At 71.9% G+C, this 13,007-nt stretch carries 15 protein-coding genes and 1 tRNA gene; 5 read left to right on the top strand and 11 right to left on the bottom strand.

All coding sequences use genetic code 11. The features are described 5' to 3' along the window. Positions 1-111 precede the first annotated feature (111 nt). Positions 112-726 carry a non-canonical purine NTP pyrophosphatase gene (locus Q0112_RS11160; RefSeq protein ID WP_297975244.1) on the bottom strand — a complete coding sequence of 205 codons (615 nt, stop codon included), beginning with the start codon at positions 724-726 and terminating at the stop codon, positions 112-114. Next, complete coding sequence (rph, locus tag Q0112_RS11155) at positions 723-1,436, bottom strand: ribonuclease PH (RefSeq protein ID WP_297975241.1); 714 nt, start codon at positions 1,434-1,436, stop codon at positions 723-725. The genes Q0112_RS11160 and rph overlap by 4 nt, the downstream gene beginning before the upstream one ends. 107 nt (positions 1,437-1,543) lie before the next feature. On the opposite strand from rph, the gene hrcA reads away from it, so the two are divergent. Next, entirely contained in the window at positions 1,544-2,617 is a 1,074-nt protein-coding gene (gene hrcA / locus Q0112_RS11150) for a heat-inducible transcriptional repressor HrcA (RefSeq protein WP_297975238.1), read from the top strand. A gap of 46 nt (positions 2,618-2,663) precedes the next feature. Next, the gene (grpE, locus tag Q0112_RS11145) at positions 2,664-3,227 is read left to right on the top strand and encodes a nucleotide exchange factor GrpE (protein ID WP_297975247.1); all 564 of its coding nucleotides are present in this window, start codon (positions 2,664-2,666) and stop codon (positions 3,225-3,227) included. A 175-nt stretch (positions 3,228-3,402) separates the two neighbouring features. On the opposite strand, the gene Q0112_RS11140 is transcribed toward grpE, so the two are convergent. Further along, the gene (locus tag Q0112_RS11140) at positions 3,403-4,005 is read right to left on the bottom strand and encodes a DedA family protein (protein WP_297975235.1); all 603 of its coding nucleotides are present in this window, start codon (positions 4,003-4,005) and stop codon (positions 3,403-3,405) included. A 134-nt stretch (positions 4,006-4,139) separates the two neighbouring features. Here Q0112_RS11140 and Q0112_RS11135 point away from each other — a divergent pair, with 134 nt between their 5' ends. Together Q0112_RS11135 and Q0112_RS11130 are read left to right on the top strand one after the other, a co-directional pair. Continuing rightward, positions 4,140-4,586 (top strand): cytochrome c, encoded by a 447-nt coding sequence (locus Q0112_RS11135; protein WP_297975232.1) that lies wholly within the window; start codon positions 4,140-4,142, stop codon positions 4,584-4,586. A 9-nt stretch (positions 4,587-4,595) separates the two neighbouring features. Then, positions 4,596-5,510 (top strand): cytochrome c, encoded by a 915-nt coding sequence (locus tag Q0112_RS11130; RefSeq protein ID WP_297975230.1) that lies wholly within the window; start codon positions 4,596-4,598, stop codon positions 5,508-5,510. Between the two features lie 112 nt (positions 5,511-5,622). Here the strand turns inward: Q0112_RS11130 and Q0112_RS11125 are convergent, their stop codons facing one another. From Q0112_RS11125 to Q0112_RS11090, 8 genes are all read right to left on the bottom strand, one after another. Further along, the gene (locus Q0112_RS11125; protein ID WP_297975227.1) at positions 5,623-6,645 is read right to left on the bottom strand and encodes an aspartate-semialdehyde dehydrogenase; all 1,023 of its coding nucleotides are present in this window, start codon (positions 6,643-6,645) and stop codon (positions 5,623-5,625) included. 90 nt (positions 6,646-6,735) lie between these two features. Then, on the bottom strand, positions 6,736-7,125 hold the full coding sequence (locus Q0112_RS11120; RefSeq protein WP_297975224.1) for a type II toxin-antitoxin system death-on-curing family toxin: 390 nt from the start codon (positions 7,123-7,125) through the stop codon (positions 6,736-6,738). Next, a complete protein-coding gene (locus Q0112_RS11115; RefSeq protein ID WP_297975222.1) occupies positions 7,122-7,346 on the bottom strand; it encodes a transcriptional regulator/antitoxin MazE in 225 nt (74 codons plus the stop codon). Before Q0112_RS11115 ends, Q0112_RS11120 begins: the two co-directional genes overlap by 4 nt. Before the next feature lie 53 nt (positions 7,347-7,399). Continuing rightward, positions 7,400-8,602: an MFS transporter gene (locus Q0112_RS11110; RefSeq protein WP_297975219.1), complete on the bottom strand. Its 1,203-nt coding sequence runs from the start codon at positions 8,600-8,602 to the stop codon at positions 7,400-7,402. A gap of 11 nt (positions 8,603-8,613) precedes the next feature. Next, on the bottom strand, positions 8,614-10,059 hold the full coding sequence (locus Q0112_RS11105) for a glycosyltransferase family 39 protein (protein WP_297975216.1): 1,446 nt from the start codon (positions 10,057-10,059) through the stop codon (positions 8,614-8,616). After that, positions 10,037-10,339, bottom strand: a complete 303-nt coding sequence (locus Q0112_RS11100; protein ID WP_297975213.1) for a lipid-A-disaccharide synthase N-terminal domain-containing protein — start codon at positions 10,337-10,339, stop codon at positions 10,037-10,039. The genes Q0112_RS11105 and Q0112_RS11100 overlap by 23 nt, the downstream gene beginning before the upstream one ends. A 2-nt stretch (positions 10,340-10,341) precedes the next feature. Further along, complete coding sequence (locus Q0112_RS11095; RefSeq protein WP_297975210.1) at positions 10,342-11,106, bottom strand: glycosyltransferase family 2 protein; 765 nt, start codon at positions 11,104-11,106, stop codon at positions 10,342-10,344. 24 nt (positions 11,107-11,130) lie between these two features. Next, positions 11,131-11,207: transfer RNA gene (locus Q0112_RS11090), tRNA-Pro, on the bottom strand. A gap of 140 nt (positions 11,208-11,347) precedes the next feature. On the opposite strand from Q0112_RS11090, the gene Q0112_RS11085 reads away from it, so the two are divergent. Continuing rightward, the coding region (locus tag Q0112_RS11085; protein ID WP_297975207.1) for a PAS domain S-box protein at positions 11,348-13,007 on the top strand (1,660 nt) is incomplete at its 3' end.

The following is a 13,007-nucleotide window of genomic DNA, read 5'->3' as shown; positions in this document are numbered from 1 at the left end:
CCGCGCACGTGGCTGTTGAAGTCGCAGTAGGGACATTTCGCGGCGCAGAACGGCCAGTGGACATAGACGCCGAAGCCCCCGGCCCGCCAGTCCTCCGCCGCGCGGCCGCCGTCAGGCAAAGCAGCCCGCGACGAGCCGCCCGAAGGCCACCGCCCGGTGGCTCATGCGGTTCTTCTCCGCCGGATCCATCTCGCCGAAGGTCAGCGCCCGCCCGTCGGGCTGGAACATCGGATCGTAGCCGTGGCCCCGCTCGCCGCGCATCGGCCAGACGCACTGCCCCTCGACCGCCCCCTCGAAGACCTCGTCGTGCCCGTCCGGCCAGGCGAGGACCAGCGTGCAGCGGAAGCGCGCCGTGCGCGGCGCCGCCGCGCCCGTCCGCTCCAGCTCGTCCCAGGTGCGGCGCATCGCCTGCACGAAGTCGCGCCCCCCGCCCGGCAGCTCGGCCCAGTCCGCGGTATGCACGCCCGGCGCCCCCCCGAGCGCATCGACCTCGATGCCGGAATCGTCGGCGAGCGCCGGCAGGCCGCTCGCCCCCGCCGCGGCATGCGCCTTGATCCGCGCGTTGCCGACGAACGTCTCCTCGGTCTCCGCCGGCTCGGGCAGGCCGAGGTCGGCGGCCGCAACGACCTCGACCGGAAAGGGCGCGAGCAGCGCCCGGATCTCGGCCAGCTTGCCGCGGTTGTGGGTGGCCACCACCAGCCGCCCGCCGCCGAGACGCCGCGTCACGCCACCGCCGCCCGCTGGCGGGCGACGAGCTCGGCCGCGCCCTTCTCGGCCAGGTCCATCAGCGTCTCGAGCTCCGCCCGGGTGAAGGTCGCGCCCTCGGCGCTGCCCTGCACCTCGATGAGCCCGAGATCGCCGGTCATCACGAAGTTCGCATCGGTGCCGGCAGCGCTGTCCTCGGCATAGTCGAGATCGAGGATCGGCTGGCCGCCGTAGATGCCACAGCTGACCGCGGCGACATGGGCGAGGAGCGGGTCGCTCTTGACCGTCCCCGCCGCGAGAAGCCGGTTGACCGCCAGCCTGAGCGCGATCCAGCCGCCGGTGATCGACGCGCAGCGCGTGCCGCCGTCGGCCTGCAGCACGTCGCAGTCGACGGTGATCTGCCGCTCGCCGAGCGCCACCCGGTCGATGCCCGCCCGGAGCGAGCGGCCGATCAGCCGCTGGATCTCCTGCGTGCGGCCCGACGGCCGCCCGGCCGAGGCCTCGCGCCGCGTCCGGGTGGTGGTCGAGCGCGGCAGCATCCCGTACTCGGCCGTCACCCAGCCGAGACCGGTCTTGCGCAGGAAGGGCGGCACCGATTCCTCGATGCTGGCCGTGCAGAGCACATGCGTGTCGCCCATGCGGATCAGGCACGAGCCCTCGGCATGCCGGCTGACGCCGGTCTCGATGGTCACGGATCGCAGCTGGTCGGCGGCGCGGCCGGAAGGGCGCATGCATCTCTCCTCGTTCGTCCCGGCGCCGCCCTTACTCCGCCCGCCTGCCGCCGTCCAGCGCGCGGGCGGAATTGACCGGTGCGCAGCGCCCGCTACTCTCGCTCCTCGTGAGCACCCGTGGCCCGACCCTCAGCGAGTTGAACGAGCGCAGCCGCGAGGTCTTCCGCCGGCTGGTCGAGACCTACCTCGAGACCGGCGAGCCGGTCGGCTCGCGCACGCTCGCCCGCTCGGTCAGCGAGGGGGTGTCCGCCGCCACCATCCGCAACGTGATGCAGGATCTCGAGCAGCTCGGCCTGCTCGATTCGCCGCATGTCTCCGCCGGCCGCATTCCGACCCAGCTCGGCCTGCGCCTCTTCGTCGACGGCATCCTCGAGGTCGGCGACGTCTCCGGCACCGAGCGCAGCGAGATCGAGCGCTCGCTCGGCGGCAATGAGGCCGATCTCACCACGCTCCTCGACCGCGCCGGCGACATCCTCTCCGGCCTCACCCGCGGCGCGAGCCTCGTCCTCGCGCCCAAGACCACCGCCGCGCCGATCCGCCACATCGAGTTCGTCTCGATCGGCCCCGACCGGGCGCTCGTCGTCCTTGTCACCGCCGACGGACAGGTGGAGAACCGGCTCTTCGTGCCGCCGGTCGGGCTCACCCCCTCGGCGATGCGGGCGGCGGCGAACTTCCTCAACACCATCCTCCAGGGGCGCACGCTCGCCGAGATGCGCAGCGTGGTCGCCGCCGAGGTCGCCCGCCGGCGCAGCGAGCTCGACGCCCGCTCGCGCGAGCTGGTCGAGGCCGGCGTCGCGCTCTGGTCCGGCGAGCCGGGCGAGCGCGACCGGCTGATCGTGCACGGCCGGGCCAACCTCATCGAGGGCACCGACGACGCGGCGCAGCTCGAGCGCATCCGCGAGCTCTTCGACGACCTCGAGCGCAAGCGCGACCTGGTGCAGCTGCTCGACCTGACCGAGGGCGGCGAGGGGGTGCGCGTCTTCATCGGCTCGGAGAACAAGCTTTTCTCACTTTCGGGTTCCTCTCTCGTCGTGTCTCCCTATATGAGTGCGGACCGCAAGATCATCGGCGCGGTCGGCGTGATTGGTCCGACCCGGCTCAACTACGGCCGGATCGTGCCGATCGTCGACTATACCGCGCAGCTGGTCGGCCGGATGGTGTCCCGGCGGAGCCAGGGGTAGAGGACGAATGGACGAGATGGCGAAGCACAAGAATCGGCACGATCTGATGGAGAACGAGGAAATCTTCCTGGACGATCCGGAGGAGCTGGCCGAGCTCGAGGCGGAAATCACGGCCGAGGCCGCCGAGCAGGACGAGGCCGCGGCGCTCCGCGCGGAAGTCGCCGACCTCAAGGATCGCCTGCTGCGCGCGCTCGCCGACTCCGAGAACGTGCGCAAGCGCGCCGAGCGCGACCGGCGCGACGCGGAGCTCTACGGCGCGACCCGGCTCGCGCGCGACCTCCTGTCGGTGCACGATAACTTCAACCGGGCGCTCGAGCATGTCTCGGAGCAGGTGCGGGCCGCCGCACCGGGGCTCGTCGAGGGCATCGAGCTCACCCAGCGCGAGCTGCTGAACGCGCTCGCCCGCAACAAGATCGAGAAGATCAGCCCGCAGGCCGGCGACCGCTTCGACCCGAAGCTGCACCATGCGATGTTCGAGGCGCCGGTGCCCGGCACCAGGGCCGGCGACATCATCCAGACGATGAGCGAGGGCTTCACCATCGGCGACCGGCTGCTGCGGCCGGCGCAGGTCGGCGTCTCCTCCGGCGGGCCCGCCGTCCCGCAGGCCTGATACGCGGTCCGGATTATCCAGTCGTATCCGGGTCTTGGCCCGAGCGTCACCGCTGCCCCGGCCGTGCGCCCCGCACGGCCTGCGCCTGCCTTGTCTTATGGCTTTTCCGCGGCCCTGCGGTGAGAGTGGGGCCGTGCAAGAGGCAGCGAAGCGATCGCCCGGATCGCACATCGACTCAGCCCGGCCGCGCGCGGAAGTGGAGGGCGACGAGCGCCAGGATCATGAGCGGCACCGCGACCGCCATGACCGCGCTGAGGTGGTGCCAGACGAAGGGCACCACGTCGACCGACTTGCCGAACCGGTACGCGAGCGTGCCCCAGACCAGGACCCAGAGCGCCGCCCCGGCCGCGTTGGCGAGGACGAAGACCGGCCAGCGCATCCCGGTCGTCCCGGCGACGATGCCGTTCAGCTGCCGCAACACCACCACGAAGCGGGCGACGACGACCATCAGCGGCCCGTGCCGGTGCGCGACCGCCTCGACCTTGTCGAAGGCCGCATCGGTGAGGCCGAAGCGTGCCCCGTAGCGGGTGATGACCGGCCGCCCGAGCTTGCGCCCGAGCAGGTAGCCGACGTTGTCCCCGGCCACGGCGGCGAGGAAGGCCGCCGCGAGCACGGCGTAGATGTTCAGCTTCCCCTCGGCCGCGGCGGTCGAGGCGAGGATCACCGCCGACTCGCCGGGAAGCGGCGCCCCGAGCGACTCGAACATGACCGAGCCGAAGAGGGCGGCAATGCCGTACTCGGAGATCAGCGAGGCGAGATGCTGGGCGAGCCCTGACAAGGGGACCTCCGCGCGAGTCCTGCGCCGAGCCTAGGGGCATGAGGGGCGGCGCCTCAAGCAGAGTTGATGCGGCCGGTCCCGGACGCGATGCTTAGATCGCTCCCGCTTCCCCGGAACCCAGAGGAGGACTCCACGTGAGAGGACTGGCCATTCTGCTCGGCGGACTCACGCTGACCACGGCTGCCTTCGCCGCAGATGATCCGATCGCCGTCCGCCAGGCGCTGATGGACAACAACGGCGCGGCGGCGGCGCTGGCCGGCGCGGTGATGAAGGACGAGCTCGCCTACAGCCCGGTGATCGGCAAGGCGGTCATCGAGGCGCTCTCGGCGACCGCCCACGCCTACGGCAGCTTCTTCCCGGAGGGAAGCAACGACCCGGCCCGGACGCATGCCTCGCCGAAGATCTGGGAGGATCCGGCGGCGTTCCAGGCCGCGCTCGACAAGTATTCGGCCGACGCGGCGGCGGCGCGGCAGGCGTCCGGCAAGGACGGGCCGGCCGACAAGGCGGCCTTCGCGGCCGCGGTTCAGCCGGTGCTCGGCAACTGCAAGTCCTGCCACGAGGACTTCCGGCTGCAGGACTGAGGCCGCGGGATGCGGCGGCTCCTCGGCTGGCTCATCATCGCGCTGCTGGGCGGCGGGGTCTTCTGGCTCCTGACCCTGCCGCGCGGCCTCGCGCCGGCGGATCTTGCCGCCCTGCCGGCGGGGGACGCGGCGCGCGGCGAGGCGGTCTTCTGGATCGGCGGCTGCGCCTCCTGCCATGCGGCGGCAAAGGCGAAGGGCGAGGAGCGGCTGAAGCTCGGCGGCGGGCAGGTGCTGAAGACCGACTTCGGCGACTTCGTGGTGCCGAACATCTCCAACGACCCGGCGGACGGGATCGGCGCCTGGACGACGGCGGACCTCGCCAACGCGATGCTGCGCGGGGTCTCGCCGGACGGGCGGCACTATTATCCCGCCTTCCCCTATGCCTCCTACATCCGCATGCAGCCGGCGGACGTCGCCGACCTCAGGGCCTTCCTCGCCACGCTGCCGGCCGTCGCCGGCCGGGCGCCGGACCACGACCTGCGCTTTCCCTTCGGCTTCCGCCGCGGGCTCGGTCTCTGGAAGCTCGCCTTCCTGAGCGACGCGCCGGCGGTCGATCTCGGCGAGCAGGGCCCGGCGGTCTCCCGCGGGCAGTATCTGGTCGAGGGGCCGGGCCACTGCGGCGAGTGCCACACGCCGCGGAACTTCGGCGGCGCGCTCGACACCTCGCTCTGGCTGGCCGGCGCGCCGGCGGCGGAGGGCGAGGGGCGTATCCCGAACATCACCGGCGGCGCCGGCGGGATCGGCGACTGGTCGGCGGCGGACATCGTCTACTTCTTCGAGACCGGCTTCCTGCCCGACTTCGACTCGGTCGGCGGCTCGATGGTCGCGGTGCAGGAGAACCTCGCGATGATCGCCGGCGAGGACCGGCAGGCGATCGCCGCCTATCTCAAGGCCGTCCCGCCGCACGACACGCCGCGGCCGTGAAAAAGGGGCGTCACGGCCGTTCACGAAGAATTAGGAAAGAGTCTCGCTGAATTATCAGCGAGTTACCTATAGTTTCGCGCGCGAAATCCGCATTTCGCGGCCGCCGGCGGGGTCAGCCCTTCTTCAGGATCCGGCGGCCGAGCAGCTCGGCGATCTGCACGGCGTTGAGGGCGGCGCCCTTGCGCAGGTTGTCGGAGACGACCCAGAGCATCAGCCCGTTCTCGACCGTCGGGTCGGTGCGGATGCGGCTGACGTAGGTGGCATACTCGCCGACCGACTCGATCGGCGTCACGTAGCCGCCCGGCTCGCGCTTGTCGACGACGAGCACGCCCGGCGCCTCGCGCAGGATGTCGCGCGCCTCCTCCTCGTCGAGCGGATCCTCGAACTCGACCGAGAGCGCCTCGGAATGGCCGACGAAGACCGGCACGCGGACGCAGGTGGCGGCGACCTTGATCGCCGGATCGACGATCTTCTTGGTCTCGGCCACCATCTTCCACTCCTCGCGGGTGAAGCCGTCCTCCATGAAGCTGTCGATGTGCGGGATGACGTTGAAGGCGATCTGCTTGGGATAGACCGAGGGCTCGACCTCCTGCCCGGGGACGTAGAGGCCCTTGGTCTGGTTCCAGAGCTCGTCCATCGCCTCCTTGCCGGAGCCGCTGACCGACTGATAGGTCGAGACGACGACCCGCCTGATCCGCGCCCGGTCGTGCAGCGGCTTCAGCGCCACCACCATCTGCGCGGTCGAGCAGTTCGGGTTGGCGATGATGTTCTTCTTCGCGTAGCCCTCGATCGCATCCGGATTGACCTCGGGCACGATGAGCGGCACCTCGGGGTCGTAGCGGTAGAGCGAGGAATTGTCGATCACGACGCAGCCGGCCTTCGCCGCGACCGGCGCATACTTCTTCGTCGCGTCCGACCCGATCGCGAAGAGCGCGATATCCCAGCCGGCGAAGTCGAAGGTGTCGAGGTCCTGCGTCCTGAGCGTCCTGTCGCCGAAGGAGACTTCGGTGCCGAGCGACTTTCGCGAGGCGAGCGCCGCGATCTCGTCGACGGGAAACTCCCGCTCGGCGAGGATGTTCAGCATTTCCCGGCCCACGTTCCCCGTGGCGCCGACGACGACGACGCGATAGCCCATTTCCGTTCTCCAGAAGCGCGACGGCCTTCTGGCGCTTTCGCCGGCAAAAGTAAACAGGGGCGGGCGCTGCCCGAGGCAGTCGGCGGCAGCTCAGGGAAGGCGCGTCATGCCTTCGGCGAGCCACGCCGCGAAGCCCGCTTCATCGACATCGCCTGACGCCAGGCCCTCCATCATGCGGACGCCCTCGTGCGGGCCCGGCCGGAAGGCATAGCCGTTCAGGCGCAGGAAGGTGACGGCGGTGACGAAGGCCGTGCGCTTGTTGCCGTCGACGAAGGCATGCGCCTTCGCGAGGCCGAAGGCATAGGCCGCCGCCATTTCGGCGAGCGACGGCCGGCCATAGGCGTGAAGGTCCATGGCGCGGGCGCATCCCATCTCGAGAAGCGCGAGGTCGCGCGTGCCGGGACTTCCACCGTGGCGCGAGATCTGGCGGTCATGGATGACGGTGATCGCGCGGATCGGCACCCAGACCGGACCGCTCATGCGAGGGCGGCCAGCATGTCCCGGTTCTCGTCCATCACGATCTCCGCCGCCGCCAGTGCCGCCGCGACCTCGGGATCGTGCGCCATCACCTTGAGCGTTCCGTCGTCGCCGCGGACGACGAAGAGCGCATCCCCTTCCTTCACATCGAGAATCGCCAGCATTTCCGAGGTGAGCGTCATCACCGCCGAGTTGCCGACCTTGCGGACCTTCGACTCCATCATGGCTTGTTCCCTGCGGATATACTCATGTGTATACGCACGCGGAGAGCGCATGTCTACATCCCGCGCGGCAGGTGGCGCAGGGTCAGGAGGCCGATGCCGGCGAGGAGGAGGGCGAGGGCGGCGAAGGCGGCGGGGAAGCCGCCGAGCATGAAGAGGAAGAAGTAGGCGAGCGGCGGCAGCAGCTCGGAGGCGTCGAGGTAGGTGCGGTAGATGGCGGTCATCGGCGCGCGCTCGTGGGCGCGGACCGCGCGCAGGAAGGGGACGGGGCCGAGCCCGTCGATGAGCGCGACGAAGAAGGCGCCGGCGACCATGGTGGCGCCGGCCGCCGCGGGGAGGGCCGGGCCGAGGAGGCCGGCGGCGAGCGTCAGGGCGGCGGCGGAGAGGAGCGCGGCGCCGAGCACGACGCGCAGCGAATGCCGCTCCGCCCAGCCGCGGGCGAAGAGGTTGTTGAGCAGCATGAGGTTTCCGGCCGCCACCGCCATCCCGCCGGCGCTGGCCCCGAGGCCGCCCTCGAGCATCAGGATCGGGACGTAGATGAAGAAGGTGGTCCAGAAGGCCGAGCGGGCGAAGGCGATCGACCAGGCGAGGCGCAGGCGCGGCTGGGCCACGAAGCGGCGGATGGCGGCGAGCGGCCGGGTGAGCGGCGCCGGGCCGCGGCCGGCGCGGATCGGCCCGCCCTCGGCGAGGCGGAGCGCCCAGAAGGCGGCGAGCAGCATGAGGACCGCGGCGAGGCTGAGCGCGGCCGGCGCCCAGAGGCCCCAGGCCTGCATCAGCCGGACGCCGGCATAGGGGGCGAGGCCCCAGGCCAGCGTCGCGGTGGCGAGGCGCAGCGGCTCGGAGCGGGTGAGCTCGCGCTTGCCGATATTGTCCATGATGTAGAGCGCGAGGGTGACGTTGAGGAGCGCCGCCCCGGCGGTGCGGCAGAACATGCCGAGGACGAGGGCGGGCGGCGCGTCGAGCGCGAGGAGGAGCGCGAAGACGCCGAGAAGGGTGGCGCCGAGGGTATAGGCCCAGCGGCGGCTGAGCCGGCGGACGAGGGCGGGGATGGCGAAGGTGAAGCCGAGCGCGACGAGGGAGACGAGGGTATAGGCGAGGCTCACCGCCTCCTTGCCGCCGAAGAGCGCGTAGGCGGTGAGCGGCAGCACGGTGACGAGCGAGGCGCGGGCGACCGACTCTAGGAAGAAGAGGATCGAGAAGGTCCAGGCGTTCGGCTGGGCGCTGAGAATGAGGCTCGGGTGGCGGACGTGGAGGGCCAATTCGGGGTCCGTCAGGCCTCCGGGAACCAGCAGGCGCGCGGCACGCGGAAGGCGATGATGTCGCCGGTGACGTAGCCCTCGGCCGGACGCCAGCGGGCGACCTCGGCGAAGGGGACGGCCGTGCGGCAGGCCGGGCCGGCGGGATTGCGGGTGACGAAGAGGACGTCGCCAGCGCCGGGGGGCAGCGGGTGCTTCTGGGCATAGTGGTGCGGCGGGAAGCCCTCGGTCGGCTCGGCGTAGATGGCGAGGCCGGAGTCGCGCAGCGTGTAGAAGAAGTCGGCGAGCATGGCGCGGCTGCCGCTGACCAGGGTGTCGAGGCCGTTCTCGCGCGCGATCTCGGCGGCCTGGCGGCTGAGCGCCGACTGGCCGACGTAGCGGTGGAGGACGAGGTTGCCGCCCAGGCGCCAGCTGTCGGCGAATACGGCGGCGACCGGCAGCGCCAGGGTGACGGCGAGGTTGATGGCGAAGCCGAGCGCGAGGAGGCGCGGGCGCGGCGCGAGGACGGCGGCAGCGAGGACGAGGGCGGCGAGGTGGCCGGCGGCGGCCCAGTTGGCGTTGGCGCCGGAGACCAGCGCCTGCACCGAGACGATGGCGAAGACGGGGAGCGACATGAGCGCGAGGTAGGCCCGCGTCGGATCGCCGAGGCGGAGGCCGGCGAGGTAGGCGGCGAAGAAGACGGGCCCGGCGACGGCGAACTGGCCGGCGAGGAACTCGGCGAGGCCGGCGATGTCGAGGCTCGGGCCACGCCAGTCGGCGTTGTCGGCGGTGTGGTGCAGGGTGGCGAACTGGTTGGCCGCGTTCCAGACGAGGTTGGGCGCGACGACAACGAGGGCGACGAGGGCGGCGAGCGCCGCGTCGCGCCAGGCGATGCGGGCGGAGGGGACGAGGAGGGCGGCGAGGGCGGCGGAGAGCGGGAAGTAGACCATGGCGTATTTCGCCATGAGGCCGGCGCCGACCGCGGCACCGAGGAGGATCGCCCAGCCGCGGGAGCGGCGCTCGGCGAGGTGGAGCTGCGCGAGCATCGCCAGCGCGAAGCAGAGGAGCATCGGCGTGTCGGTCGAGACGAGGAGGCTGCCGAGGGCGACGGCCGGGAGGGTCGCGAAGGCGAAGCCGGCGATGCCGCCGGTGCGCGGGCCGTAGAGGCGGCGGGCGATCAGCGCGACGACAACCGCGGTGGCGGCGTGGATGAGCGGGAGCGGCAGGCGGATGAAGAAGCGGCTGTCGCTGCCGAGGTCGGTGGAGAGGCGGAGGATCCAGGCGATGAGCGGGGGCTTGGAATAATAGCCCCAGTCGAGGGTCTGGCCCCAGAACCAGTATTGCGCGTCGTCGACGAAGAGGTCGGCGCTGTCGAAGGGCAGGAGCGCGAGCCGCCAGAGGGTGACGAGGGCGATGCCGAGCAGGCCGAGGGCGAAGGCCCGGGCTTCCGATCCTCCTTCAGGCAGGGCGGTCGGCGCCATGGATCAGCCAGAGGTTGCGGACGTAGATGACGAGGCCCATGCCCTGGCCGAGAATGAAGACCGGGTCGCGGCGGTAGATGGCGTAGGTGAGGAGGACGAGGCCGCCGGCGAGCGAGAAGTACCAGAAGGCGGTGGGCATCACCGAGCGGCGGGCGCGCTCGGACATGATCCACTGGATCAGGAAGCGCATGGAGAAGAGCGCCTGGCCGAGGAAGCCGACCATGATCCACCAGAATTCGCCCCAGTGGTTGACCCGGAAGATCTCGAAGAGCGTCTGCATGGTCAGCTTCCCCGATTGACCGGCGACGTCACCTCGCTCGGCCGCGCCTTCTTGCGCCGCCGGATCAGCCAGGTCACGCCGACGAGATCGTAGGCGCCGACGACCGCGCGCGCGAGGTTGGAATAGTTGGAGCGGCCGGCGTGGCGCGGGGCGTGGGCGACGTCCTGGTGCAGCGTCTTCCAGCCGTCGCGGGCGACGAGCGCCGGCAGGAAGCGGTGCATATGGTCGAAGTAGGGCAGGGTGAGGAAGACGTCGCGGCGGAAGAGCTTGAGCCCGCAGCCCGAATCGCGGGTGTCGTCGTGCAGCAGCGCCTGGCGGATGGCGTTGCCGGCCCGCGAGGCGAGGCGCTTCGAGGCGGTGTCCTGCCGGCCGATGCGCTGGCCGGCGACGAGGGCGACCCCCTCGGGGAAGTCCCGGCCCTCGAGGCGGGCGGCGAGCTTCGGGATCTCGGACGGCGGGTTCTGGCCGTCGCCGTCGAGGGTGCAGACGGCGCTGCCGCGGGCCAGGGTGACTCCGCTGTGGACGGCGGCCGACTGTCCGGCGCTGACCGGATGCTGGACGAGGCGGATCTGCGGGAAGCGTTCGGCGAGGGCGAGGACGCCGGCGGCCGTGTCGTCGTCGGATCCGTCGTCGACGAAGACGATCTCGTAGGGCGCGAGCGGCGCGCAGGCCTCGACGATCGCCTCGGCCACGAAGCCGACGTTCCCGGCCTCGTTCTTCAGCGGCACGACGATGGAGAGCCAGGGCGAATCAATCCGTGGCGACATGGGCCCCCGGCGTGGTCGCGAAATTGGTCGGAGTGAGAGGATTCGAACCTCCGGCCCCCTGCTCCCGAAGCAGGTGCGCTACCAGGCTGCGCTACACTCCGACGTGCGGCGAGTGGTTACGACGCGGGGCAGCGGAGTTCAAGTGGCAACTGGACGGCCGCCAGCCGGCTACCAACCGCCGGCCGAAGCGGGTAAGCAGGAACGGCCGACCAGTCTCCCTTGCGCAACGGAACCGGAGGGCATGCGGAAACGTAGCGTCGGAATGCCGAACGAGCTCGCCGACAGCCTGCCGGTCGCCCTCTGCGCCACCGACGCCGAGGGGCGGATCATTGCCGTCAACGAGGCCCTCGCCGCGCTGCTCGGGCACCGGCCCGTGATCGGCGTCGACGGCTGGGAGGCGCTCGGCCTGCGGCACCCGGACGGTCAGGCGATGCGCTGGGAGGAGAGCGCCGCGGCGCGGGCGCTGGCGACCGGCGCGCCGGCGGATCTCGCCGCCCTGGCCGCGCGCCCCGACGGCAGGCGGCTGCGCCTGCGCGTGCGCGCCGCCCCGCTCCGCGACGGCGCCGGGGCGGTCGAGGTCCTCCTCGAGACCGAGGCGCTCGACGACCGCCAGCCGGCGGACGACATCACCACGGCGCGGCTCGCCGCCATCGTCGCCTCCTCGGAGGATGCGATCATCTCGAAGACCCTCGCCGGCGTGGTGACCTCCTGGAACGCCAGCGCGACGCGCATCTTCGGCTACGAGCCGGAGGAGATGATCGGCCAGCCGATCACCAGGATCATCCCGCCCGCGCTCCGGACCGAGGAGGAGGCGATCCTCGCGCGCCTGCGGCGGGGCGAGCGGGTCGAGCATTTCGACACCGAGCGGGTCGGCAAGGACGGGCGGCGGGTCCTCGTCTCGCTCACCGTCTCGCCGATCCGCAACCGCGCGGGCGAGGTGGTCGGCGCCTCGAAGGTCGCCCGCGACATCACCGAGCGCAAGCGGGCCGAGGAGATGCAGCAGCTGCTGCTCGGCGAGCTCAACCACCGGGTCAAGAACACGCTCGCCATCATCCAGGCCATCGCGCGGCAGTCGCTCCGCGTCGAGCCGAGCCCGAGCGCCTTCGTCGCGAGCTTCACCGGCCGGCTGCAGGCGCTGGCCCGCGCCCACGACATCCTGGTGCGCGGCGAGCGGCAGCGCGCCGGGCTCGGCGATCTGGTGCGCGAGCAGGTCGACCTCGGCCCGCACGACCCGCGCATCGCCTGGAGCGGGCCGCAGGTGGTGCTCGAGTCGCGCTCCGCGCTGCAGCTCGCGCTGGTGCTGCACGAGCTGGCGACGAACGCGCGCAAGTACGGCGCGCTCGCGAAGCCGGCCGGGCGGCTCGCCATCGCCTGGCGGGTGGAGCGGCGGCAGGACGGCCCGCCCGAGCTCCTGATCGAGTGGCGCGAGTCGGGCACGGGCCGCCGGGAGCCGGCGGCGACGCCGGGGTTCGGCACGCTGCTCATCGAGCGCTCGCTCCGCTCGGACGGCGGCCGCGCGGAAATCCGCCGGCTTCCCGAGGGCCTCGCCTGCGAGATCCGCCTGCCGCTGCCCGAGGACGCCGTGGCGAACGGATCGGAACGCAGCCCGGACGCCGCGCCGGCGGGCGCGGCCGGGTCGCTCGCGCTGAGCGGGCTGCGCATCCTGGTGGTAGAGGACGAGCCGATCATCGCCATGGACATCGAGGAGCAGCTCCTCGCGGCGGGCGGGACGGTCATCGGGCCGGCGACCGATCCCGCGACCGCACGGCAGCTGATAGCCGAGGTCCTGCCGGATGCGGTGCTGCTCGACGCCAACCTCGCGGGGGCGCGGGTGGACGAGCTGGCCGTGGAGCTGCGCCGGCGGCGGATCCCCTTCGCCTTCGCCACCGGCTTCGGGCGGG

It is taken from the genome of uncultured Amaricoccus sp., assembly GCF_937858865.1.
In the GTDB taxonomy this organism is placed as follows: Bacteria; Pseudomonadota; Alphaproteobacteria; order Rhodobacterales; family Rhodobacteraceae; genus Amaricoccus.
The sequence above is the reverse complement of the archived record's forward strand: the minus strand, read 5'-3'. Positions and strand labels throughout refer to the sequence as shown.

Coding starts and splice junctions, on each gene's coding strand:
- Q0112_RS11095 (WP_297975210.1), bottom strand. CDS start 11,106: ATGTCGCCACGGATTGATTCGCCCTGGCTCTCCATCGTCGTGCCGCTG.
- Q0112_RS11100 (WP_297975213.1), bottom strand. CDS start 10,339: ATGCAGACGCTCTTCGAGATCTTCCGGGTCAACCACTGGGGCGAATTC.
- Q0112_RS11105 (WP_297975216.1), bottom strand. CDS start 10,059: ATGGCGCCGACCGCCCTGCCTGAAGGAGGATCGGAAGCCCGGGCCTTC.
- rph (WP_297975241.1), bottom strand. CDS start 1,436: ATGCGCCCTTCCGGCCGCGCCGCCGACCAGCTGCGATCCGTGACCATC.
- Q0112_RS11120 (WP_297975224.1), bottom strand. CDS start 7,125: ATGAGCGGTCCGGTCTGGGTGCCGATCCGCGCGATCACCGTCATCCAT.
- grpE (WP_297975247.1), top strand. CDS start 2,664: ATGGAGAACGAGGAAATCTTCCTGGACGATCCGGAGGAGCTGGCCGAG.
- Q0112_RS11130 (WP_297975230.1), top strand. CDS start 4,596: ATGCGGCGGCTCCTCGGCTGGCTCATCATCGCGCTGCTGGGCGGCGGG.
- Q0112_RS11125 (WP_297975227.1), bottom strand. CDS start 6,645: ATGGGCTATCGCGTCGTCGTCGTCGGCGCCACGGGGAACGTGGGCCGG.
- Q0112_RS11115 (WP_297975222.1), bottom strand. CDS start 7,346: ATGATGGAGTCGAAGGTCCGCAAGGTCGGCAACTCGGCGGTGATGACG.